Origin of the sequence: Achromobacter sp. LC458 (genome assembly GCF_001005835.2) — a bacterium.
GTDB classification, from domain to species: Bacteria; Pseudomonadota; Gammaproteobacteria; order Burkholderiales; family Burkholderiaceae_B; genus Achromobacter; species Achromobacter spanius_B.
In genome coordinates, this window is sequence record NZ_LBHW02000013.1 from 125580 (window position 1) to 147689 (window position 22110).

Genomic DNA, 22110 nt, shown 5'->3' on the forward strand with positions numbered 1-22110 from the left:
CAACACCCTGCCGCCCACTTCACTGCTTCGACGTGCGAGATAAACCGATTTATGAGCATATACGTTTTCGTCTACGGCACCCTACGCACGGGCGAAATCAATGATCTGGCGCAAGCCGCCGCCCGGCGCGGCCTGCCCGAGGCCCATTGGATAGGCCCGGCCACGGTGCCCGGCATGCTGGTCGACTTCGGCTCATGGCCCGGTCTAATCCCGGTGGATGACGGGCGGCGGGTGCGCGGCGACGTGTATCGGGTCGACCCGGCGCTGATCGCGCTGATGGACGAGATCGAAGAATACGTACCCGGGCAAGCCTGCTGTTTCGTGCGCCGGGAGACCATCGCGCGCCTGGATTCACCCCTGAACGGCGCGCGGGACGTGCACTGCCAGTACTATCCCATTGATCCGTCGCTGCGAGCGTTGGCCTTGGATATCTCGGCAGACGACTGGATCGCCTATCGGCAATCGCGTCCGGCAACCAAGGGCACGTAAGACGCCCGTAGTAACAACCGACTACAATGCTTTTTGTCTTCACGCTTGTACACCCGTACGCGCCATTCCTGGCGCGACGGGCACTATAAAGGTCATCGTATGCAAAAACGGGTTCCCGTCGCCCCGGATGCCGCCCACTGTTCCACGTGTATGTTGGGCCACGTGTGTGTGCCCGTGGGCATGGCAGCCGCCGAAGTGGAAAAGCTGGACGAGCTGGTGCAAGAACGCGTACGCCTTGAGAAAGGCAAGATGCTGTACTCGCTGGACCACCCGCTTGATGCTGTCTATGGCGTGCGCTTTGGCAGCATCAAGACGCAGCTGGAAGACGCCACCGGCCAGATCCAGATCACCGGCTTTCACCTGCCGGGCGAAATCGTCGGCATGGACGGCATGCTTGAAGGCAAGCACGTGTCCGCCGCCGTCGCGTTGGAAGACTCCGAGGTTTGCGTCATCCGCCTGAACGAAGTGGATCGCGTGGCCGCGCACCTGCCCTCGCTGCAACAGCAGTTTCGCCGCCTGATGAGCCGCGAGATCACGCGGTCGCACCAGATGCTGGCCTCGTTGGGTTCGATGCGTTCCGAGCAGCGCCTGGCCGCCTTCCTGTTGAATCTGTCGCAACGCTATGCCTCGCTGGGCTATTCGTCGACCGAGTTCGTGCTGCGCATGAGCCGCGAAGAAATCGGCAACTTCCTGGGCTTGACCTTGGAAACCGTCAGCCGATTGTTCTCCCGATTCGCGCGCGAAGGCCTGATCAAGATCAACCAGCGCGAGGTCCGCATCCTGGACCTGCCCGCCCTGAAGCAACTGCTGGGCCACGAGGCCTGCTGAACGCCCGCCGCGCCATGCGACGCGCGCCTGCCCCTTCCGCTGCCCACGCCGCGCTCGCCAGCGTTCGTGCCGCCGTCGGCTCCACCACGCGCCCCGCCTCCTGGCGGGCGTCTGGCGTAGCGCTGGGCGTGTCGCTGGCCCTGGCTGCCTTGCTGGCGCCAAGGCTTGCCCCCGCGCAGACACCCTTGCCCGACCCCTACGACTACGACGAAACGGTGCCCGCGCCCAAACGCGCCGCGCCCTTGCGTTGGCAGCCCGTTGAACTGGGCAAGCCGGGCCATCGCTACAAGATTCCCGTCTACGCCAACCGCAACCTGACCAAGGACGACCTGCGCGACATCAAGCAGGTGTTGATCGTGGTGCACGGCGTCAAGCGCGACGCCGACCGCTACTACGACACCGCCGCGCAGCTGCTGTCGCACAACCCCGACCGCGCCCGCGACACCTTGATTCTGGCGCCCCGGTTTTCGGGGTCGATCGACTCGGGCTTTGGCGGCATGGCCGCGTGGCGCAAATCCAGTTGGGAAGACGGCGAAGACAGCATCCAGGCCAGCGGCCGCCCCGCGCCGGTGGCCTCGTTCCAGGTGCTGGACGACCTGCTGCGCAGCCTGGACGACCGCAAGCGCCTGCCCGCCTTGGCAGGCATCGTGCTGGCCGGCCACTCCGCCGGCGCGCAGCTGGTGCAACGCTACGCCATCCTGAACAACGTTGACGGCGCGCTGCGGCGCGATGGCCTGGCGTTGCGCTACGTCATCGCCAACCCGTCGTCCTACCTGTACCTGACCAACGAGCGCCCCCGCGCCGACGGCAAGGGCTACGCGCCCTACGAACGCGGCATCTGCCCCACCTACAACCAGTACAAGTACGGCACCGACAAGCTGCCGGCCTACGCCCGCGAAACCGACGATACCCGGCTGTTCGTGCGCTACGCGGCGCGCGACGTCACCTATCTGTTGGGCGGCGCCGACAACAACCCCGAACACCGGCTGCTGGACAAGACCTGCGGCGCCGAAGCGCAGGGCGCCACGCGCCTGGCCCGTGGCACGGGCTATATCCAATACGAATATGTGCTGGCCGGGCGTGGCCCGAAACCCGTGCCTTTGCATCGCAGCAGCTTCGAGGTGGGCGGCGTCGGGCATGACAACAAGGGCATGTTCACATCGGTCTGCGGCGCCCAGGCGTTGCTGGGCAGCGACGCCCAGACGGACGACCGCGCCGCCGCGTGCGACATCATCAAGCCGCGCGGCAAATAGGTGGCAAACAGAGGCGGCAAACAGCCTCTATAGCGTGCCTGCCGCGGCGCTCCGCGATGCCTGCCGATGCACGGCAATGGAGCGGAATGTGTCTAGGCCGCAAGCGCCATACCTGACTACATCCTTAAAGAATCGCCCTTGCCGACGCGTGCATTTCGCGGCGGCCAGGCGCAAGATATTGCCCATGCGTGTTCCATTTCGCGGTTGACCTTGCGATTTTGACGGGCGAGGACAAGGCGCGCTCGCGTGTCCGGCGACTCCCCGACAAGCTCACCTTGAGAACAGTCATGACGCAAACGTATCTGGCCATGCCCGACGCAAAACGCCGCATCAAGGCCATCTTCATCGGCTCCATGGGCAACTTGGTCGAGTGGTACGACTTCTACGCCTACACCGCCTTCGCGCTGTATTTCGCGCCCGCCTTTTTTCCTTCGCACGATCCCGTCGTCCAGCAGCTGAATGCGGCCACGCTGTTCGCGGCCGGCTTCATCGTGCGGCCATTGGGCGGTTGGCTGTTCGGCCACCTTGCAGACCGGCACGGCCGGCGCCTGTCGTTGATGGTATCGGTGGGGATGATGTGCGTGGGCTCGCTGATCATCGCGCTGACGCCCACCTACGCCACGATCGGCTTGGCCGCGCCCGCCCTGCTGGCGCTGGCGCGCGTGGTCGAAGGCCTGAGCCTGGGCGGCGAGTATGGCGCCAGCGCTACCTACCTGACCGAAATTGCCGACCCCGAACATCGCGGCTTTTATTCCAGCTTCCAATACGTCACGCTGATCGGCGGCCAGCTTTGCGCCATCCTGGTATTGCTGCTGTTGCAGAACGTGTTCCTGACGCATGAAGAACTGGTGCAATGGGGTTGGCGCATTCCGTTCGTGATCGGCGCATTGCTGGCCATCGTGACGGCGCTGATGCGGCGCGACATGCCGGAAACCGATTCGTATAAAGCGGCGCAAGAGGCACAAAAAGCCAAGCCCAGAACGAGTTCGCTGCGCGGCCTGACAAAGTATCCGCGCGAGGTCGCCATCGTGGTTGGCCTGACAGCCGGCGGCACGGCTGCGTTCTACACGTTCACCACGTATATGCAGACCTTTGTTCGCCAGACGGCGGGCTTTACCGACATCACCACCACCTACATCATCGCCGGCTCGTTGATCTTTGCCTTGATCCTTCAGCCGCTGTATGGCGCGCTGTCCGACAAGGTAGGCCGCAAGCCGCTGCTGATTTTCTTCGGCGTTGCGGGCGCGGCGCTGACCGTGCCCATTTTGATGACCCTGTCGCACACCCGGTCCCCTTTCATCGCGTTCCTGCTGATCTGCGGCGCCTGGGTTTTCACGGCGGGCTACACATCGATCAACGCCGTCGTGAAGGCGGAATTGTTTCCCACCAACATCCGCGCCACGGGCGTGGCCGTGCCCTACGCCATCACCGTGTCGATCTTCGGCGGCACCGCGCCGGCCATCGCGCTGTTCTTCAAGCAGCAAGGCCACGAGCAATGGTTCTACTACTACCTGGCGGGCGTGATCTTCGTGTCCCTGCTGGTGTATGCCACGATGCGAGACACCAAGCATCAATCCGCCATGCACCGCCACGATTGACGTCAGGGAAATTCCCAATCACCGCCGGCTTGACGCCGGCTTTTTTCCGGGCGGATACTTAACCTTATGGTTAACTTAAACGATGACACGCTGGACAGCGTCTTTTCCGCCCTGGCCGACAGCACGCGGCGCCGGGTGCTGGCCGACCTGGAAAACGGCGCCGCGTCAGTCAGCGAACTGGCGCGCCCGCACGCCATGTCTTTGCCCGCCTTCCTGAAGCACCTGCGGGTGCTGCAAGACGCGGGGCTGATCTCACGGGCCAAGGACGGGCGCGTGGTCAGCTGCACCTTGTCGCCCGAGCCGATGCGGGCCGCATCCGACTGGCTGGCGCGCTACGAGAAGTTCTGGACCGGGCAACTGGATTCACTGGCCCGATATCTGTATCACGACGAGGAGATCCACCCATGCCCACCGACCCCATCCCGAACAAGCCCGGCGACAACGCCGCAACTTCCGGCCGCGACGCCGACGCTAGCGCCCCGCTTGAACTCCGACTCACCCGACGCTTCACCGCGTCGGCCGAACGCCTCTGGCGCGCGTGGACCGACCCGCACGCGCTAATGCAATGGTTCGGCCCGGCCGGCACGCAGCGCGTGTTGCAGGCCGACACCGACGTGCGCGTAGGCGGCGCCTATGAAGTGGGCTTTGTGACGGAAGACGGCCAGGCGCATTACGCCAGCGGCGTGTACCAGGAAGTCGAACCGCAGCGCCGCCTGGTGTTCACCTGGGCATGGCGCGACACGCCCGACGACACCTCATTGATCACCCTTGAATTCACCCCCGCGCAGGGCGGCACCGAACTGGCCTTCCTGCAAACCCCGTTTGTCGATCAGCCCACCCGAGACGGCCACGAAGCCGGCTGGGCGGGCGCCATGGATCGGCTGGCGGATCACCTGGCAAGCGCCGTCTGAGTTGCCTTGCCGCCCGCGGGCCGGACCGGCCCGCCATCAGGAGCCGCATCATGCAGACAAATCACGCCGTCGTATCACGCCCCGAATGGGAAGCCGCGCGCCTGGCGCTGCTGGCCCGCGAAAAAGCACTGACCCGCAACCAGGACGCGCTGGCCCGCGAACGCCTTGAGCTGCCCTGGGTACAGGTGGACAAACGCTACCAGTTTCAAGGCGAGCACGGGCCGATGGGCTTGGCCGATCTGTTCGCCAGCAACAGCCAGTTGCTGGTCTACCACTTCATGTATGGCCCGGATTGGCAGGAAGGCTGCGTAGGTTGCTCGTTCCTGGTCGACCATATGGAGGCGGCAATGATGCATCTGCGCCATCACGACGTGTCGGTAGTTGCCGTATCGCGCGCGCCGCTGGGCAAGCTGCAAGCGTTCAAGCAACGGATGGGCTGGCAGTTTCCATGGGTGTCGTCCGAAGGTTGCGACTTTAACTTCGACATGCAGGCCTCGGTGGCCCAGGCTGACGGCAGCGTTCAAGAGCGATCAGGCATCAGCGCGTTTTTCCGTGACCCGGACGGTGAGATTTTCCACACCTATTCAACGTTCGAACGCGGCGTGGAACGCCTGGCGGGCGCCTACAACTACCTGGAATTCGCGCCACTGGGCCGTAACGAATCCGGCCCGCACTTCAACCTGGGCGACTGGGTGCGCCACCATGACCGGTACGACAACGCCCCGTCGGCCTGCCACGCGTGCGGCTAGCACGGCGCGGGCGGCTACGCGGGCAGCGCGCGCCATGGCATGGCTATGGCTGGCTTGCGTGGCGGCCATGCTCATCGGGCTGGCCATCGACACACGCCAGACGCCCGCGCCCTTGCTCGCCAGCGAATGCGGCGCGCCGGGCACCTGGTGGGGGTTGGCGTGGCGGCATGCCGTCCTGATGCCCGCCACCAGCGTCGCGATGGCACTGGCGGCGCTGGCACCCTGGCCCGGCGCGCCGTCGGCCGCGGCGCGCATGTTGTGCGCCGCGCTGATGGCTGCCGGCATGGTGGTCGGCGCACGGCTGGGCGTGGGGATGGCGCTAGCGGCCGGCGCCGCGCCGTTTGCTGGCTTGGTACTGGGCATGGCGGCAGGCATGGCGATGGCGGTACTGCCTTTGGCCGCGCAGAGATGGGCTTAGGGCGTGCAGAGAGGGGCTTAGCGCGAGCAGAGATGGGTTTAGGGCGAGCAGAGATGGGTTTAGGGCGTGCAGAGACGGGCTTAAGGCGCGCAGAGACGGGCTTAAGGCGTGCAGAGACGGGCTTAAGGCGCGCAGAGACGGACTTAGGGCGGGTATAGACGGGCTCAGGGCGCTCGAGCTTCCTTGGCTGCCTTCAGCGCCGCGCCCCGGTCAACGGGCGCGCGACCGGCGCCGTGGGCGCAAGCGGCTCGGCAAGCGGGGCCTGGATCTCAAGCGCCGAGGTCGCGCGGGCCACGCATGGCAGGATCCAACCCTCTTCCTTTTCGTCCCGCGACAACCCGGGCCATTGCACCGAGTACGTCACCGAGCCATCCAGCATCAGGCACATGCAGGCCCGGCACGTGCCGTTGCGGCACGAACTGGGCAGCTTGATGCCGGCCGCCTGGGCCGCCAACAGCACCGAGCTGTCCGCCTCGGCATCGAAACGCAGGCCGGACGGCTGGACCAGGACAGGGAATGCGGCCATGGCGACTGGCTTGCCGTGACGGCTAGGCGGCGTTGTCTTGCCAGTCCAACTTCCACGCGCCCGACAAGACGTTTTGCATCCACAACACGCACGTCAAGGTCTTGGCGTCGGTGACTTCGCCACGGCTGCATGCAGCCAGAAGTTCGCTGGGTTCGGCGCTGATCACATCCAGGAATTCGTCCTGGTCCAGTTGCCTGTCGCCAGCGCGCAGGCCGCGCGCAAAAAAGATGTGGATGATCTCGGTGGAATAGGCAATCGCCAGATGCAACGCGCCGGCATGCGCCCACTGGTCGGCGATATAGCCGGTTTCTTCAAGCAATTCGCGTTTGCCGCACACCAGCGGGTCTTCGCCGGGGTCGAGCTTGCCGGCGGGGAATTCGGTCATGACGCGACCGATCGGGTAGCGGAACTGGCGTTCAAGCAGAACCCGGCCGTCGTCAAGCAACGGAATCACCACGACAGCGCCCGGATGCACGATGTATTCGCGGGTGGCGGTGTGGCCGTTGGGCAGGCTGACGGTATCGCGGCGAACCTTCAAAAAGCTGCCTTCAAACGGCGCTTCGCTGTTCACCAGCGTTTCGACAAGATGCGTATCGCTAACGGAAGATGGGCGGGTCATGACGGCAACTGGGTCTGTTGAAACAAGCGGGCGGCGGGCCGCCCCGGGGCAAGCTTTGCAGCTTACCATCGCCGCCGGGCGCGACACATTAACGGGTCGCGCACGGGCTTGAACCCGCTTGTCTCAGGCGTCCAGGGCCGGACTGAAGCAAGGCCTCCGTGCCCCCGGCGTCCAGCAACGGCAAGAGGCTTAGTCGAACTTGCGCCTGGCGTCCAGCGCCAAGCCGGCGCCGATGCTGCCGAACAGGTCGCCTTCCACGCTGCGCGCGCCCGGCACCAGGGCCGACACGGTCTCGCGCAAGCGCGGCACCCGGCTGGAGCCGCCAGTAAAAAACACCGTGTCCACATCGGCCGTGGCCACGCCCGCGTCGCGCAGCAAGGCCCCAACGGTGATTTCCACCTTTTCAATCAGGCGGCTGACGCAGGCGTCAAACGAGGCCCGCGTCACGTCCACGCCCAAGTCCGGGGCCACGCGCGACAGATCAATGCGCGCGGCCGGATTTTCAGACAGCGCGATCTTGGCCTCTTCCACCTGCACCGCCACCCAGTGGCCGGCACGCTGCTTCACCAGGTTCAACAGCAGGTCAATCTTGTCGCGGTCGCCGGCTTCGGCACGGATGTACGCAAAGTGCTCTGCCGCCTTGCGCGTGTAGGCCTGGTTGATGGTGTGCCAGCAGGCCAGGTTGCCGTATTGGGTCGACGGCACATCCTTGCCGCTACGCAACTGGCTGCCCAGCCCCAGCAAGGGCATCACGTGCGCCAGACTCAGTTGCTTATCGAAATCCACCCCGCCGATATGCACGCCGCCGTACGCCAGGATATCTTCGCGCCGGTCCGCCTTGGCGGCGCGGCCCGGACCCAGGCGGATCAAGGAAAAGTCGGACGTACCGCCGCCGATGTCGATGACCAGCACCAGCTCTTCGCGGTCAATCTGCGATTCGTAGTCGAACGCGGCGGCCAGCGGCTCAAACTGGAATTCAATATCGGTGAACCCGACGCTGCGCGCGATCTCGCCCAGCGTATCCTGCGCGGTCTGGTCGGCGGTGGTGTTGTCATCAACAAAGAACACCGGCCGGCCCAGCACGGCGCGCGTAAAGTCCCGGCCGGCAGCCGTTTCGGCGCGCCGCTTCAGCTCGGCGATAAAGCGCGTCAGCAGCACGCGGAACGGAATGGAACGCCCCTGCACTTCCGTGGACCCGTCGATCAGCGAACTGCCCAGCAAGCTTTTCATCGAACGCATCAAGCGTCCGTCGTAACCCGCCAGATAATCGGAAATCGCCGCGCGGCCGTAGCTGACCTCGGCGTCTTCGTCATGGAAGAAAATGGCCGACGGCAAGGTGGTCTTGCCGTCTTCCAGGGCGAGAAGCGCGCGCTGATCGGGGCGGCTCCAGCCGACGGTGGAGTTAGACGTACCGAAGTCGACGCCGCATGCGGTGGAAATCATGGAGAATTCTGGGGCTGAAAGCAAAACGGCGGACAAGTGTACTCGCTTCGCCCGGACGCAGCGGTCATGGTCCGTCCCTATCTTGGTCCATTCGAGTGCTGGTGCCCCCCGCGTCTGACCACACCGCCTGGCGCCGTCGATCGTGCCTTCAAGCGGGAAACTGTTGTACGGCAGCAATGAAAGGTGAGTTTTTATATGTGTCTGGGGTAACCGAATATTTGAAAGATCTTAGCTTTGTCCAGGAAAGGCCGTCGAATATGGCCCTTATTTGTATATCTAGAACCATTACGTCGTTTTCAGTTTCATCTATCCGGACGGTCTTGCCTATTGTTGATGCCGGGGCTGCTTTCACGTTGCTGAAAGCAGGCATACAAGCCTTAAAACCGGATGTGAATATGAAACCAACAAAAACCTTGCTCGTAGGCGCTATCTTGGCTGGCATGGCCGGCGCAGCGCAGGCCGAAACGTCCGTCACCCTTTACGGCATCGTCGATCTGGGCCTGACCTATCAACGCGGCAAGGTCGGCACCACGGATTCGAATCGTGGCGTCAACGGCGGTGATTACCACTCGCGCATCGGCATGAACGATGGCATCCAGAACGGTTCGCGCTTTGGCTTGCGGGGTACGGAAGACCTGGGCGATGGGCTGTCGGCTGTCTTCACGCTGGAAAGCGGCTTCACGGCCAACAACGGCAATCGTTCGCAAGGTGACCGCCTGTTTGGGCGCCAAGCCACGGTTGGCTTGAACAGCGACACGTGGGGTCTGTTGGAATTGGGCCGCCAGACGAACATCGCGTCCAAGTACTTCGGCGACATCGATCCGTTCGCGTTGGACTACCTGAACGCCAACATGGGCCTGGCCTTCAGCGCGGCTAACACCGTCCGCTACGACAACATGGTCATGTACCAAACGCCGGTCTACAGCGGCTTCCAAGGCGGTGTGGGCTACTCGTTCTCCACGGATGACGTCGAAGGGCCGACGGCCTTCAAGACAAAGGAAAACAACCGCGCCTGGACAGCCGGCGTGCGCTATGACAACGGCCCCCTGAAACTGGCCCTGTCCTACGACGTCCAATACCGCAAGCCGAATCAGCCGCAACCGCAGCAGTTCATCATCGGCGGCGCCTACGACTTCGAAGTCGTCAAGCTGTCGCTGGCCTACGGTCGTTCCGAAGACGGCGTCTTCGCTGGCCAGGACTTCTCGCTGATGGGTGGACGCCAACAAGCCGGCGGCTCCGCGCAAGGCCAGGGTTTCACCAACGGCCGCTTCACGTGGGATGGGTTGCGCATCAACTCGTACATGGTTGGTGTAAGCGCTCCGATCGGCGCTGCCAGCAACATCTTCGCTTCGTGGCAGCGCGCTGACCCGAACAAGAACTTGTACGCGATGGACATCTACAGCGTCGGCTACACCTACGACTTGTCTAAGCGCACGAACTTGTACGCCTTGGCTTCCTACGCCGACGGCGCCGCCTTTATCAATGGCAACAAGATCAGCACCGTGGGCGCTGGCATTCGCCACCGCTTCTAAGCAGGCTGCGGGCCGCCCAACTGAGCAGAGTCGGGCGGCTGCCTTTAATCACGCCATCCTGTAAAGGGTGGCGTTTTTTTTCGACTTCTGTGGCAGATCACATCGACGGCTACAAGCACCGGTGCGGCGCAAAGAAAGCGTTTAACCGCTCAATGTGGCTGCGGCGGGATGCTTGACGGCAGGAGCATGCGCGCGCGGGACAGGCGCAGCGGCGACAGAACGACGAACAGCTCGGCGCGTGGCAGCCCAGTCGTAAAGTGCCACGCCGGGCTGGCGCAGCAGGACCGCGCCAAGAAAGACCAAAACAACCGCCATGAACAGGGCCAGCCAAAACATCTGACGCCCTCCTTATAAGACGCTCCGGCACGGAAACCGGATGAAAAACTGCATGCAGAAAATAACACTCGGAAGCAAATGTACCGCACGAATCGTGAAGTAAGCGTGAAATGGGGGATGGAAAACACTGTTCCGTAACGCTGGGAAACATCTGGCGGGAAAGTGATCGTTCCGGTTGCAGCCAGCGGCTCAGCGCCGAATCCGCCTCGAAAACGCCACCGGATCCTCCTCCGGCGTCGTCGGCGCCCCCACCGCCGCCCGCTTGCGCAGCGCGTCCAGCGGCACACTGGGGTCCAGGCCGCCCTGTTCATACAGGTATTCGGGCAGGTAGCCCGACAGCAGCAGGCGGTAATCCAGTGGCAGGCCGGGCACGATGGCGTTGACCATGTGATAGACCAGCGTGGTGCAGTTGGCGGTGACCGTGTGATAGAAGCGCGGCGTGGTGGTCAGGGCGTTGGCCGTGTCCACGTAGGACAGGAACAGCCGGCGCATGGCGTCCGGGGGCATGTGGACCGGGTACAGGTAGACGTTTTCGCCACGCGGCCCGGCGCGGACATACAGGATGTCGCGTTCTTCGGCGGCCACGACGCTGAGTTCGAACTGCTTGAAGAAGCCGCCGATTTCCGAGAATTGCTCGCCGCGTTCTTTGCGGATTTCAACCGAGAAAACAACGTGGCGGCCGTCGGCAAAGCCGAAGGACACCAGCGTATGGGCAATGGCCGGGCCGTCCCAGTACGACAGCACCATGTCAACGGACACGAGCTGGCCCAGATCGTATTGGCGCGTCTCCCAGCGGACGGTGTAGTCGTCGTCCGCGCGCCAATCGAAATTACGGACGTTTTGCAAGGTGACGACGGAACCTTGCACGGACCCGCGTAACATACGGGCCACGTCGTCGGCCCAGATGCGGTCGTTGGAGGGTGCCAGCGTTTGCCACCAGGCGCACAGCAACGCCAGCCCGACTACGTAGGCCCAGCCCGCGCGCCGTCGCCACGGTGCTGCCCGCCACACGGCCACCATCGCCACCACGCAAAGCGCCGTCCATGCGACGCCCGCAGCGCCCTTGCCCCAGTTGCCGCCGGGCGCCTGATAGGCCAGCGCCAGGCATCCCCACAACGCTGACCCCGCCAACAGCAAGGTCAGCAACACACGTCCCGCCATGGCCGCCGCCCTGCGCACCGCCTTCTTAGCCACCGGCATGAACGCCCACGATTTCCATAACGCCGTTGATGACGAATTGCACGCCCATGCACACCAGCAAAAAGCCCATGACGCGCGAAATGGCCTCAACGCCGCTTTGCCCGATCACGGCGACGATACGGCCCGCTGATCGCAGGCACACCCAGAACAACAGGCCCAGCAGCGCGAACACGATGACCGGCGTCACGGCAACGACCCACGGCGCGTATTGCGGCGTGATGGTTGCGTCCACCGAGGCCGCGCCGCTGATGATCATGGCGATGGTGCCGGGCCCCGCCGTGCCCGGCAAGGCCAGCGGCACGAAGGCGATGTTGGGCGTTTGCCGTGTCTGTGCGTCGGCAGCGGCTTCGGCGGCCAGCGTGCGCGGTTCAGCGGGCGGAAACAGCATGCTGAAGCCGATACTGACCACGATCAGCCCGCCCGCGATGCGCAATCCGGGAATCGAAATTCCAAAGGTATGCATGATCCACGCGCCGGCGTAGTAGGTGACCAGCATCACGCCCACCACGTAAAACGCCGCTTGCGTAACCTGGCGTTCGCGTTCCTTGTAGGGAATCTGCGCGCCCAGCGACAGCAGCAGCGTCATGGAAGTCAGCGGATTGGCCAACGGCAGCATCAGCGCCAGACCCAGGCTGATCAGCTTGCCCAGTTGGATCAGGTCATCAATCATGGAACTCCCGATAAAAGGACGCGCAATTCGCGACAGGCGCCTTGCCGGGCGCAACGGTTCAATCATGCAATGCCCGCTACCTTACACACTTCCGGCCGCGTTCGGCGCCATGCCAGGCGCGATGCCGGGCGCAATGGCAGCCCGCCTCACACCGATCTGCTTCACGACTTTCTGATTATCAACGTCTATTAAACTGCTGCAATTGTCGCGGTGGCGTGCGTTGCCCAGGATACAGGCGCTGAACAGGCGCGAAACACATGGGCTGAACACAGGCGCTGAACACAGGCGCAACGCAAGGGCGCCACACCAAAGCGCCCTGCATATAGGCGCCACGCCGCGGCCGACGCATTTGCCGCACCTTTATTTTGTGACCCGGAGTTTTCCCTTGAGCGATCTTTTCCATTTCAGCCGTGGCACCGCCCCGCTGCTGATCTCCATTCCCCACCTTGGCAGCCAGATTCCCGACGCGCAGCGCCCGCAGATGACGCCGCTGGCCTTGCAGTCCGGCGACACCGACTGGCATCTGGACACGCTGTACCAATTTGCCCAGGCGATGGGTGCGTCGGTGCTGGGCGCGCGTTATTCGCGCTACGTGGTGGACCTGAACCGCCCGCCCAACGATGAAAGCCTGTATCCCGGCCAGACAAAAACCGGCCTGTGCCCGACGCAGACCTTTCGCGGCGAAGCGCTGTACCAGAACGAAGGCGTGCTGACCGACGCCGAACGCGCACACCGCCTGCAAGCCTATTGGCAGCCGTATCACGCCCAACTGCGCAGCGAGCTGGATCGCATCAAGGCCGAGCACGGCACCGTGCTGCTGTGGGAAGCGCATTCCATCGCCAGCGTGCTGCCGCGCCTGTTCGAAGGCAAGCTGCCGGACCTGAACATCGGCACGTCCGACGGCGCGGCCTGCGCGCCCGACATCCTGGCCGCCGTGCAGGCGCAACTGGACACTTGCAAGGACTACACCTGGGCGGTGAACGGCCGCTTCAAGGGCGGGTACATCACGCGCCACTACGGTTCGCCGGCCGACAACGTGCATGCCATCCAACTGGAAATGTGCCAGTCCACCTACATGGACGAAACGTACCCCTACGGCTACCGCCCGGATCTGGCCGACAAGGTCATCCCGGTGGTGCAGGCGATGGTCGGCGCTGCGCTCAAGCAGACGACGGCGCGCCGGGGATGAGCCCCAAGAGCCCTACTAACTAAAGCAGCGCAATTAGCCCCGGCCCGCGCGCCTGGCCGGCGTGCGCAGCCGGCCCATCTCATGCACGGGATGTGGCGCCGCGGGCTGCGCGCGCCTGACGCCGACGTCGGACCGGCGTTAGGGGCTTTTGCGGACGATGCCGACGCTGACGTTGAAGCTGGGAATCTGGTCCCACTGTGCGCGCGGCAAGCGTGGCGTTTCGACGCCCATGCCGATGTCGTAGGCGACGCCGCCGGGTCCCCTGCGCCAGGCGAACGAGGCCGGGCTGGCCCAGCCGCAGCAGACGTATTCCAGCGCGGGCATGCCGAATTCGTGCATCAGATAGGCTTCCAGTTTGACGGCGGATGAACCGCTGACGCGGTAGTTCGCCCGCATCGGCTGGATGTAGGAATCGTCGTCCTGCTCGCAGCCCAGGTACTCAAGATAGTCGGGCTTTCTGCCCAGGGTTTGCAGAAAGTCCTGGCACGGCGTGTCGGGTGGCGCGATGCCGGCAGCCCGGTCATCGGCTTCCCACCGTGCCAGCGTGGCCCCGGAAGCCCCCGCGGTCGATGCTGCGGCAGCCGATGCTGCGGCAGCCGGCGCTGCGGCAGCCGTCACCCCCGCAGCCGTCACCCCCACAGCCATTGCCCCACCCGCCGCAACGCTCAGCCATAACCCCAGACACACGCCTGCCACACCCGCGCGACCCGGCCCGGTCCCATACCCATTCGATCTCATCGTCATGTCCTTGCGGCGTCCGCCACATCCCCCGCACGCGAGCCGGGCGGAACACCATGATTCTGCGCGTCCACCTTGCCGCGCCCTTCCTCGGCCAGGAATTCCACCAGCGCGGGTAGCGATGCGTCCATGGGACGGTTCGCGTGCACGCGCATGACATAGCCCCACGACCCCGGCATCCGCAATTGCGGCACCAGCGGCACCAGCCGGCCACTGGCCAGGTCTTCGTCGATCAGCGGCGCGCGTCCCAAGGCGATGCCCACGCCCGCGGCGGCGGCGGCCACGACGGTGCTCAGCCCGCTTAGCACCATCGGTTCCTGCCAATCGGAATCAGCCAGCCCCAGGCGCGGGCTCCAGGTTCGCCAGTCCGTTTCCGGGCTATCGATGTGCTTTTCCTCCAGCCAGCGATGCCGCAGGAACACGCGCGGGTCGTTGCGGTCGGCTTCGGGGATCAGGGCCGGGCTGCACACGGGCACCACGGTTTCGGTCATCAGCGCGATGTCGCCGGCCTCGGCCACATGCGGGCCGCCGGTGCGCACGTGTAGAAAAGCCAGGTCGATATCCTGGCTTTTCCAGGCGGGATCCTGGCTGGCGTGCAGATAGACCTGCACGCCGATGTCCGGGTGCAGTTCGATGAAGCGGCCGATGCGCGGCGCTAGCCACAGCGCCGCCAGCGACGGGTTGGCCGACACGTTCAGCGTGTAGCGGCGCTTGCCTCGCGCCGTGGCGCGAACCTGGCGGCAGGCGGTGTCCAATAGGGTCAAGGCCTGTTGTACGGAAACCAGAAGCTCGCTGCCCGCCGGGGTGGTTTCAGCGCGGCGCACGGTGCCACCCCGTCGCAACAGCGGCACGCCCAGATCCGCCTCCAATGACCGCAGTTGATGGCTGACCGCGCTCTTGGTGACATGCAGTTCTGCGGCGGCGCGGCTCAGGCTGCCCAGGCGGGCAACGGCTTCAAAGGCGCGCAGGGCCGCCAGGGGTGGCGTGTGGCTGGGCTGATCGGGCATCGGTTGAGTTTATCTCAACCCATGATTGAAAAACACTCGCTATCGCGAAGCCGTCGGATCAGCGACCATGCTGGCTCTGGATGGAGCACTGATATGTATTTCGACTCTCGATTGTGGCGAATGACGGCGGGGTTGCGCGCCGGCATGGCGGGCGGCATCGTCCTGGGCCTGTTGGCGCTGGGCGCGGGCATTGCCCGTTATGTCTTCCTGGGCCAGCTGCTGGCCCGCGTGTTCAACGGCGCCCCTTGGCAAGACTGGATCACGCCCGCGCTGTGCGTGGGCGCGATGGTGCTGCTGCGCGCGCTGTTCGACCACTGGCGCACCGTGCAGGCCAACCACACATCGGCCCAGATCCAGCAAAGCCTGCGCGGCAAGCTGTATGACCGTATCGTCGCGCTCGGACCCGCGTGGTTTGCCAACCAGCGCACCGGCGGCGTCATGCTGACGGTGGTCGATGGCGTCGAGCAGCTGCAAACGTTTTTCGGCCAGTACCTGCCGCAAGTGGCCATCGCGGCCGTCGCACCCTTCGCGATCTTTGCGGTGATTGCATTCTGGGACGTGCCCACGGCGCTGGTGTTTCTGGCGGCGGCGCTGTTCGCCCTGTTCGGCCCCATGGCCGTGCACATGCTGGACCGGCGCGCCAGCCAGGCGCGCACCCGCGCGCTGAATGCGTTCGGCGAAGACTTCCTGGATGCGGTGCAAGGCCTGCCCACCTTGAAGTCCTATGGTCAGGGCAAGGCGTGGGGCCGGCGCTTGGCCGCGCGCGCCCGCAGCTTGTCCGACAACACGTTCTGGGTGTTGTCCGTCAGCTTGCTGACGCGCGGCATCAGCGATCTGGGCGTGGCGCTGGGCGCCGCGCTGGCGCTGACCCTGGGCGCGTGGCGCGTGGCCGCTGGCGACATGAGCGTGGAAGCGCTGCTGATCGTGCTGATGGCCGGCACTGAGATCTTCCGGCCGTTGCGTGACCTGCGCTCGGTCTTGCATCGCGGCATGCTGGGCCAATCCGCCGCCGTCAGCATCCATGCGCTGATGGATGCGCAACCGCTTACGCCCGTGCCTGTGTCCGTGTCGGCTTCCGTGTCGGCTTCCGTGCCCGCGTCCGTGGCCCGAGACGGTGCACAAGGTGGCCACGCTGTTGCCGCGCCGCCCACATCCGGCAAGCTGGCGCCCACCATCGAATTCGACAACGTGGCGTTTGCCTACACGCCCGAACGCCGCGCGCATCAGGGGCTGGCGTTCACCATCGCGGCGGGCGAACGCGTTGGCGTGGTCGGTCCAAGCGGCGCGGGCAAGTCCACTATCGTGCGCCTGCTGCTGCGCGAATGCGTGCCGCAGGCGGGCGTTATCCGCGTCGGCGGGCACGACGTGAACACGCTGGACACGCAAACGCTGCTGTCGCAGATCGCGCTGGTCAGCCAGGACATCACGCTGTTTCACGGCACCATCGACGACAACCTGCGGCTGGGTCGGCCGGACGCCACGCATGAACAGGTGCGCGCCGCCGCCCGCGCCGCCAATATCGATGACTTCATCATGGCGCTGCCCGCCGGATATGCCACGCGCATCGGCGAGCGCGGCCTGCAATTGTCGGGCGGCCAGCGCCAGCGCGTGGCCATTGCCCGCGCCCTGCTGCGCGACGCGCCCATCCTGATCCTGGACGAAGCGCTGTCGTCGGTGGACACCGAAAACGAAGCGCTGATCCAACAGGCGCTGGACCGCCTGATGGCGGGCCGCACCACGCTGATCCTGGCGCATCGGCTGGCCAGCGTGATCGGGGCCGATCGCAATCTTGTGCTGGACCACGGGCGCATTGTCGAAGCCGGCCCACACGCGCAGTTGATGCAGCAGCGCGGGCTGTATTACCGGCTGATGCACGAACAGGCCGAAGCGCATGAGAATCCGTCGGCCGGGGTGGCGGTGGCATCGCTCAACACGCCCCTCAACGCGCTGAACGACGCATCCATCAACGCAACCGCAGACGCCCCCGTCGACGCCACCAACACCCGCACGGCCGACGCCGCCAAATCCCTGCAAGACAATGACGACCGCGCCCAGGGCCCTGCCCTGCGCCCGCTGGACGCCGACGCCGAACAGGTCGGCTGGCGCGCCACGCTGGGCACCTTGTTGTCCGTGGTCCGGCCATGGCGTGGCACCTTGACCGCCACCATCTTGCTGGGCGTGGCGCGCGTGGCGGCCTTTATCGGCGTTGGCGTATTCAGCGCCCTGATCGTGGCCGCTATCCGCGATGGCCGCGATATTGGCGGTCTGGTCGCCGGCCTGCTGGTCTGCGCGCCGCTGGCCGCGCTGTTCCACTGGCTGGAGTCGTGGTTGGCGCATGCGATGGCGTATCAGTTGCTGGCCGACATGCGCGTCAAGCTTTTCGACAAGCTGGAACGGCTGGCGCCCGCCTATCTGTTGCAGCGCCGTTCTGGCGACCTGGTAGCGCTGGCGACGCAGGACGTCGAAATGGTCGAGTACTTCTATGCGCACACCATCGCCCCGGCCATCGTGTCGGTGCTGGTGCCGCTGTCGGTGCTGGGCTTTTTGGCCGTCTACAGCTGGCCCGTGGCGCTGGCGCTGCTGCCCTTTCTGGCGTACGCGCTGGTCTCGCCCGTGCGCGGCCGCCGTCATGTGGACGCCCTGGGCGACAAGGCGCGCCAGGCCTTGGGCGAAATGAGCGCGCACGCCACGGACACCATCCAGGGGCTGGCCGACCTGACCGCGTTCCAGGCCACCGGCCGCCGCCGTGGAGAATTCCTGAAAGTGGCCGACGCCTACCGCGTCCGCCGCCTTGCCATCCTGCGGGACCTGTCAAAGCAGAACGCCTGGTTTGAAGTGGCGATGGGCCTGGGCGGGTTGGCGGTGGCGGTGGTGGGCGCATTACAGGTGTCAGCCGGCGCCTTGTCGGCCGGGATGCTGCCCCTGCTGGTGCTGATCGCCATGGCGACCTTCCTGCCCGTTTCCGAAATTTCGCAAGTCAGCCGCCAGTTGGCGGACACCATCGCGGCCACGCGCCGGCTGCATGTGGTCAGCAACGAACCCGAGCCCGTGACCGACGGACCGCTGGCGCCGCCCATGGCCACGCACGGTCTGGCGCTGGCGTTTGAACACGTGACCTTCGCGTACCCGGGCAAAGAGGAAGACACGCTGAACGACCTTAGCTTCAAGGTGCCGGCCGGCGCCACGGTGGCCATCGTGGGCGCATCGGGCGCGGGCAAAAGCACGGTGGCCAGCCTGTTGCTGCGCTTCTGGGACCCCCGCCTGGGCGCGGTCAAGCTGGACGGCATGGACGTGCGCCAACTGCAACTGGACGGCCTGCGCGACCGCGTGGCGCTGGTCACGCAGGACACGTATTTGTTTAACGACACGCTGGAGGCAAACATCCGGTTGGCGCGCCCCGAGGCCACGCCCGACGAGGTAGCGCGCGCGCTGGACCAGGCGGCGCTGACCGACTTCGTGAAGCAGCTGCCCGACGGTCTGGCAACGCCCGTCGGCGAACGCGGCATGCAGTTATCCGGCGGCCAGCGCCAGCGCATCTCGATTGCGCGCGCCTTTTTGAAGAATGCGCCCGTGCTGATTCTGGACGAAGCGACCTCGCACCTGGACACCTTGTCCGAGCTACAGGTGCGAGGCGCGCTGGATGCGCTGATGCAGCACCGCACAACACTGGTCATTGCGCACCGCCTGTCCACCATCCGCAATGCCGACCTGATCCTGGTGCTGGACCGGGGCACGCTGGCCGAGGCCGGCACGCACGACCAATTGCTTGCCAGGCAAGGGGCTTATGCGCGCCTGGCCAGCCACCAGGGCGGCTACGCGGTCAGTAGCGCAACGTCTCTACCGACTTAGCGTTGGCGCGCACTTCGGCGGGCGTGAACCAGACACGCTTGCTGCCGAAGTCCCGGTACATGTCGAACTGGTCGCGCGAGTGGACGGACGCTGTGCCGTCCGGGGCGACAAAGCCGCTTTGCCCCGGCGCCACCACGTCCACCGCGCGCACGCCCTTGCCGTCGAACACCGTCATGTTGTTCTCGGTGCCCCGGTTCTGGGTGGACGGAAAGCTCAGCACCGCCTTGTCGTCCGCCTGCGGCACGCCCAGGAAGTTCTTGGGCGCAAACACCATCGGCGCGGCCGGAATGCGCCACGCGGCCGGGTCCTGGCCATAGGTCTTTTGCAAGGTGGCCAGGGCATCGTCCAGCGCGGCCAGCGTGACGAATTCGGGGCGCTTGCCGTTGAAGAAGTCGTAGGTTTGCGGCACGCCGGCATCAGGGCCGGCCAGCGCGTTGAACAACACCTTCACGCCCACCGTCAGGTTCAGCGAACCCACGGCCGGCGCGGCCGGTGTGGGATAGCCGGTGGCGCTGTACCACTTGAAGAAATCGGCCGGCATGTCGTCGGCCAAGGTCGCGCGCAGCATGGCGCGCAGCCACGCGTCCATCACCGCCGGGCCGACGTTGTCGTAGTAACCCGGCTGCTTATCGCTGGTGCCCATGCCGTCCCAGGCGGTCAGCCCTGCCACCAGTTTGGCGCGGGCATCATCGGCCGGCAGGCCCGCCACCGCGCGTTGCAGGAACGGCAGGAAATGGCGGCGGTTCACGTCCGCGTAGCTGGTGGTGCGGATCAGGTCCCACATCTGCTGCGCGCTGACCTTGCCGCCGTTGGCCGTCATGGCCTTCAGGCGCGTTTCGATTTCGGCGTAGCGGTCGGCCTGGCCCCACACGATGGCGAACAAGTCGGTGGACGGATAGCCGCGCATGGGCTGGTTGTTCCAGTTGCCGATGAAGCCTTGGCGCGGGTTGTAGACCTGCGGATTGGTGGCAAACGGCAGCATGCCGTCCCAGTCCATTTCGCCGGTGCCCGGCACGGGCAGGCGCGGGTCGTGGCCGGGTTTGCGCTTGGGATAAAAACCGGTGTGGGCGTAGCCGATATTGCCGCGATCGTCCGCGTAGTACCAGTTGATGGTCAACGCGTGGCGCGCGGCCTGCTGCTTCCATTCGTCCCAGTTGCGCACCTGCGCCTTGTGCGTCCAGGCCATCAGCGATTGCAGCTCGTACCCTTCCCAGGCGCGCGCCTTGGCGTAGGCCACATGCTGCTTGTCGTCGAACTTGGTGACGATGCCGTGCACCGTGCGGTACACGTCCATCAGCACCGGCTGGCCGCCCTTGACCGGGATCAGCTCGGTGCGCTTTTCCATCGTCTTCCACTGGCCGTCATGGAAATAACGGGTGCGGTCGGCGGGGTCGAGCTTTTCGGCGTAGATGTCCACGTCGTCGCCAAAGCCGGCCGTCGAGCCCCAGGTGACATGGGCGTTGTGGCCGAACAGGATGCTGGGATAGGCGAACGGGGTGTTGCCCACCACGTCGAACCCGGCGCCGTGCAGGCCGATGCCGTAGGTGTAGGCGGGGTTCCACCAGCCGAATTGCGGGCCATTGAGCAAGATGGACCTGGCGTCCTTGGCGTGCTCGCGACCCACGATCCACATATTGCTGGTGGTGGGAAAGCCGGCGATGCCGGGTTGGCCTGATTCGGCGAACTGCGCCAGCATGCGGGCAGGTGCATCGGCGGCGGGGTCGGTGGCGTTGTCGGTGTGCGTATCGGACAGCACACCGCGCGTCTGCGGGTCGCGCGCCACGCGTTCGAGCATGGGCGGTGTGCCGTCGTAGCGCGGCAAGGCATACGACAGCTTGGCCGGTGCCGGCGCCGCGGCCAACGGGGCTCCCGGCTGATACACGCCCTCTTCTTCGGGCACGGTCGTGGGCGCGCGGCTATCGGTCATCCAGCGCAGCTGGTTGAAGATCTGCATGGCGCGCGCCTCACCGTGCCTGTCCTTCAAGGCGGTCAGCAGGGCCAGGTTGTCGACCTCGCTGTTGGCATCCGAAAACCGGTTGGCCATGGTGCCCACGAACACCATGGCGACGTCATAGGCTGTCCAGTTGGTCGGCTGAAATTGCAGGTCGTTGAATTCCTTGGGCATCAGCGTGTCGGGCTGGGCGCGCACGCGCCCGATCCACGCGTTCATGCCGGCCGCATAGCCGTCCAGAATCTGGCGTTCGGAATCGGGCAGCGCGGCCAGCTGGCGCTGGATGCGTTCGGGCGAAAAATTGCCACGTATGGACTTGTCGAACGCCACCATTTTTTCGCCCAGCACTTCAGCGACCTGCCCCTGCGTGCTGCGGCGCGCCATCTCCATCTGGAACAAGCGGTCTTGCGCCACCGCGTAGCCGTAGCCATAGAACAGGCCGTAGACCGTGTCGGCGTACACGTGGGGCATGCCGTAGCCATCGCGGCGGATGGTGACGGCCTTGGATGCAGCCGGGGACGCCTGGCCGCCGGTGGCGGATACGGGCGCCGAGCCTTGCATGGCAGGCTGGGCGGAATTCGCGTTCCGGGATGTTTCCAAGGCCAGGGCCGGGGCCGCGCCCACGCTGGCGCAGGCCGCCAGGATGGCGGCCGACAACAAATGCTGCTTCATTGAATCTGTCTCCGAATTGATAAGCCGCGCCCATCGTGCGAGTGCCCAGGCGCGGGATGCGGCGCCTCTGTCGGGCGCCGTCGGGGACCATGATAAGAAGGCATTACTTATAATGCCAATGCATTTATGTCA

Annotated in this window: 19 protein-coding genes and 1 pseudogene; 11 read left to right on the plus strand and 9 right to left on the minus strand. The window is 65.3% G+C overall.

Annotated elements, in window-relative coordinates:
• Positions 1 to 51: 51 nt before the first annotated feature.
• The 8 genes and pseudogenes from YH64_RS13510 (at position 52) to YH64_RS13545 (ending at position 6246) form a co-directional block, all read left to right on the plus strand.
• A complete protein-coding gene (locus YH64_RS13510; RefSeq protein ID WP_046804750.1) occupies positions 52 to 489 on the plus strand; it encodes a gamma-glutamylcyclotransferase in 438 nt (145 codons plus the stop codon).
• A gap of 99 nt (positions 490 to 588) precedes the next feature.
• Positions 589 to 1317: a helix-turn-helix domain-containing protein gene (locus YH64_RS13515; protein ID WP_046804751.1), complete on the plus strand. Its 729-nt coding sequence runs from the start codon at positions 589 to 591 to the stop codon at positions 1315 to 1317.
• Positions 1318 to 1331: 14 nt separating this feature from the next.
• Positions 1332 to 2570, plus strand: coding sequence for a hypothetical protein (locus tag YH64_RS13520; protein ID WP_143215374.1), 1239 nt, complete (start codon positions 1332 to 1334; stop codon positions 2568 to 2570).
• A 287-nt stretch (positions 2571 to 2857) separates the two neighbouring features.
• Entirely contained in the window at positions 2858 to 4168 is a 1311-nt protein-coding gene (locus YH64_RS13525) for an MFS transporter (protein ID WP_046804752.1), read from the plus strand.
• Positions 4169 to 4234: 66 nt separating this feature from the next.
• Positions 4235 to 4729, plus strand: coding sequence for a metalloregulator ArsR/SmtB family transcription factor (locus tag YH64_RS13530; RefSeq protein ID WP_046804753.1), 495 nt, complete (start codon positions 4235 to 4237; stop codon positions 4727 to 4729).
• Positions 4717 to 5079: pseudogene (locus YH64_RS13535) on the plus strand (SRPBCC domain-containing protein); the annotation flags it as partial. The gene YH64_RS13530 and the pseudogene YH64_RS13535, both read left to right, overlap by 13 nt.
• Before the next feature lie 50 nt (positions 5080 to 5129).
• On the plus strand, positions 5130 to 5828 hold the full coding sequence (locus YH64_RS13540; RefSeq protein WP_046804755.1) for a thioredoxin family protein: 699 nt from the start codon (positions 5130 to 5132) through the stop codon (positions 5826 to 5828).
• Between the two features lie 34 nt (positions 5829 to 5862).
• Positions 5863 to 6246: a hypothetical protein gene (locus tag YH64_RS13545; RefSeq protein ID WP_046804756.1), complete on the plus strand. Its 384-nt coding sequence runs from the start codon at positions 5863 to 5865 to the stop codon at positions 6244 to 6246.
• Positions 6247 to 6439: 193 nt separating this feature from the next.
• Here YH64_RS13545 and YH64_RS13550 read toward each other — a convergent pair whose 3' ends face one another.
• From YH64_RS13550 to YH64_RS13560, 3 genes are all read right to left on the minus strand, one after another.
• Positions 6440 to 6772, minus strand: coding sequence for a 2Fe-2S iron-sulfur cluster-binding protein (locus tag YH64_RS13550; RefSeq protein ID WP_046804757.1), 333 nt, complete (start codon positions 6770 to 6772; stop codon positions 6440 to 6442).
• Positions 6773 to 6794: 22 nt separating this feature from the next.
• Positions 6795 to 7391 (minus strand): NUDIX domain-containing protein, encoded by a 597-nt coding sequence (locus YH64_RS13555; RefSeq protein WP_046804758.1) that lies wholly within the window; start codon positions 7389 to 7391, stop codon positions 6795 to 6797.
• A 189-nt stretch (positions 7392 to 7580) separates the two neighbouring features.
• The gene (locus YH64_RS13560; RefSeq protein WP_046804759.1) at positions 7581 to 8834 is read right to left on the minus strand and encodes an Hsp70 family protein; all 1254 of its coding nucleotides are present in this window, start codon (positions 8832 to 8834) and stop codon (positions 7581 to 7583) included.
• 395 nt (positions 8835 to 9229) lie between these two features.
• Here YH64_RS13560 and YH64_RS13565 point away from each other — a divergent pair, with 395 nt between their 5' ends.
• A complete protein-coding gene (locus YH64_RS13565) occupies positions 9230 to 10366 on the plus strand; it encodes a porin (protein ID WP_046804760.1) in 1137 nt (378 codons plus the stop codon).
• A 141-nt stretch (positions 10367 to 10507) separates the two neighbouring features.
• Here the strand turns inward: YH64_RS13565 and YH64_RS13570 are convergent, their stop codons facing one another.
• The 3 genes from YH64_RS13570 to YH64_RS13580 form a co-directional block, all read right to left on the minus strand.
• Positions 10508 to 10702 (minus strand): hypothetical protein, encoded by a 195-nt coding sequence (locus YH64_RS13570; protein WP_143215375.1) that lies wholly within the window; start codon positions 10700 to 10702, stop codon positions 10508 to 10510.
• A gap of 189 nt (positions 10703 to 10891) precedes the next feature.
• The gene (locus YH64_RS13575) at positions 10892 to 11902 is read right to left on the minus strand and encodes a DUF4105 domain-containing protein (RefSeq protein WP_046804761.1); all 1011 of its coding nucleotides are present in this window, start codon (positions 11900 to 11902) and stop codon (positions 10892 to 10894) included.
• Positions 11889 to 12572: a MarC family NAAT transporter gene (locus YH64_RS13580; protein ID WP_046804762.1), complete on the minus strand. Its 684-nt coding sequence runs from the start codon at positions 12570 to 12572 to the stop codon at positions 11889 to 11891. The genes YH64_RS13575 and YH64_RS13580 overlap by 14 nt, the downstream gene beginning before the upstream one ends.
• 385 nt (positions 12573 to 12957) lie before the next feature.
• On the opposite strand from YH64_RS13580, the gene hutG reads away from it, so the two are divergent.
• Entirely contained in the window at positions 12958 to 13761 is an 804-nt protein-coding gene (gene hutG / locus YH64_RS13585; RefSeq protein ID WP_046804763.1) for an N-formylglutamate deformylase, read from the plus strand.
• Positions 13762 to 13899: 138 nt separating this feature from the next.
• On the opposite strand, the gene YH64_RS13590 is transcribed toward hutG, so the two are convergent.
• On the minus strand, positions 13900 to 14379 hold the full coding sequence (locus YH64_RS13590; protein ID WP_052946011.1) for a DUF4952 domain-containing protein: 480 nt from the start codon (positions 14377 to 14379) through the stop codon (positions 13900 to 13902).
• A 122-nt stretch (positions 14380 to 14501) separates the two neighbouring features.
• Positions 14502 to 15506: a LysR substrate-binding domain-containing protein gene (locus YH64_RS13595; protein WP_046804765.1), complete on the minus strand. Its 1005-nt coding sequence runs from the start codon at positions 15504 to 15506 to the stop codon at positions 14502 to 14504.
• A 93-nt stretch (positions 15507 to 15599) separates the two neighbouring features.
• Between YH64_RS13595 and YH64_RS13600 the strand changes: the two genes are divergently transcribed.
• Complete coding sequence (locus tag YH64_RS13600) at positions 15600 to 19355, plus strand: ABC transporter ATP-binding protein (protein ID WP_046804766.1); 3756 nt, start codon at positions 15600 to 15602, stop codon at positions 19353 to 19355.
• On the opposite strand, the gene YH64_RS13605 is transcribed toward YH64_RS13600, so the two are convergent.
• Positions 19327 to 21978 (minus strand): penicillin G acylase, encoded by a 2652-nt coding sequence (locus YH64_RS13605; protein ID WP_046804767.1) that lies wholly within the window; start codon positions 21976 to 21978, stop codon positions 19327 to 19329. The genes YH64_RS13600 and YH64_RS13605 overlap by 29 nt on opposite strands.
• Between the last annotated feature and the right edge of the window lie 132 nt (positions 21979 to 22110).

Coding starts and splice junctions, on each gene's coding strand:
- YH64_RS13510 (WP_046804750.1), top strand. CDS start 52: ATGAGCATATACGTTTTCGTCTACGGCACCCTACGCACGGGCGAAATC.
- YH64_RS13515 (WP_046804751.1), top strand. CDS start 589: ATGCAAAAACGGGTTCCCGTCGCCCCGGATGCCGCCCACTGTTCCACG.
- YH64_RS13520 (WP_143215374.1), top strand. CDS start 1,332: ATGCGACGCGCGCCTGCCCCTTCCGCTGCCCACGCCGCGCTCGCCAGC.
- YH64_RS13525 (WP_046804752.1), top strand. CDS start 2,858: ATGACGCAAACGTATCTGGCCATGCCCGACGCAAAACGCCGCATCAAG.
- YH64_RS13530 (WP_046804753.1), top strand. CDS start 4,235: ATGGTTAACTTAAACGATGACACGCTGGACAGCGTCTTTTCCGCCCTG.
- YH64_RS13540 (WP_046804755.1), top strand. CDS start 5,130: ATGCAGACAAATCACGCCGTCGTATCACGCCCCGAATGGGAAGCCGCG.
- YH64_RS13545 (WP_046804756.1), top strand. CDS start 5,863: ATGGCATGGCTATGGCTGGCTTGCGTGGCGGCCATGCTCATCGGGCTG.
- YH64_RS13550 (WP_046804757.1), bottom strand. CDS start 6,772: ATGGCCGCATTCCCTGTCCTGGTCCAGCCGTCCGGCCTGCGTTTCGAT.
- YH64_RS13555 (WP_046804758.1), bottom strand. CDS start 7,391: ATGACCCGCCCATCTTCCGTTAGCGATACGCATCTTGTCGAAACGCTG.
- YH64_RS13560 (WP_046804759.1), bottom strand. CDS start 8,834: ATGATTTCCACCGCATGCGGCGTCGACTTCGGTACGTCTAACTCCACC.
- YH64_RS13565 (WP_046804760.1), top strand. CDS start 9,230: ATGAAACCAACAAAAACCTTGCTCGTAGGCGCTATCTTGGCTGGCATG.
- YH64_RS13570 (WP_143215375.1), bottom strand. CDS start 10,702: ATGTTTTGGCTGGCCCTGTTCATGGCGGTTGTTTTGGTCTTTCTTGGC.
- YH64_RS13575 (WP_046804761.1), bottom strand. CDS start 11,902: ATGCCGGTGGCTAAGAAGGCGGTGCGCAGGGCGGCGGCCATGGCGGGA.
- YH64_RS13580 (WP_046804762.1), bottom strand. CDS start 12,572: ATGATTGATGACCTGATCCAACTGGGCAAGCTGATCAGCCTGGGTCTG.
- YH64_RS13595 (WP_046804765.1), bottom strand. CDS start 15,506: ATGCCCGATCAGCCCAGCCACACGCCACCCCTGGCGGCCCTGCGCGCC.
- YH64_RS13600 (WP_046804766.1), top strand. CDS start 15,600: ATGTATTTCGACTCTCGATTGTGGCGAATGACGGCGGGGTTGCGCGCC.
- YH64_RS13605 (WP_046804767.1), bottom strand. CDS start 21,978: ATGAAGCAGCATTTGTTGTCGGCCGCCATCCTGGCGGCCTGCGCCAGC.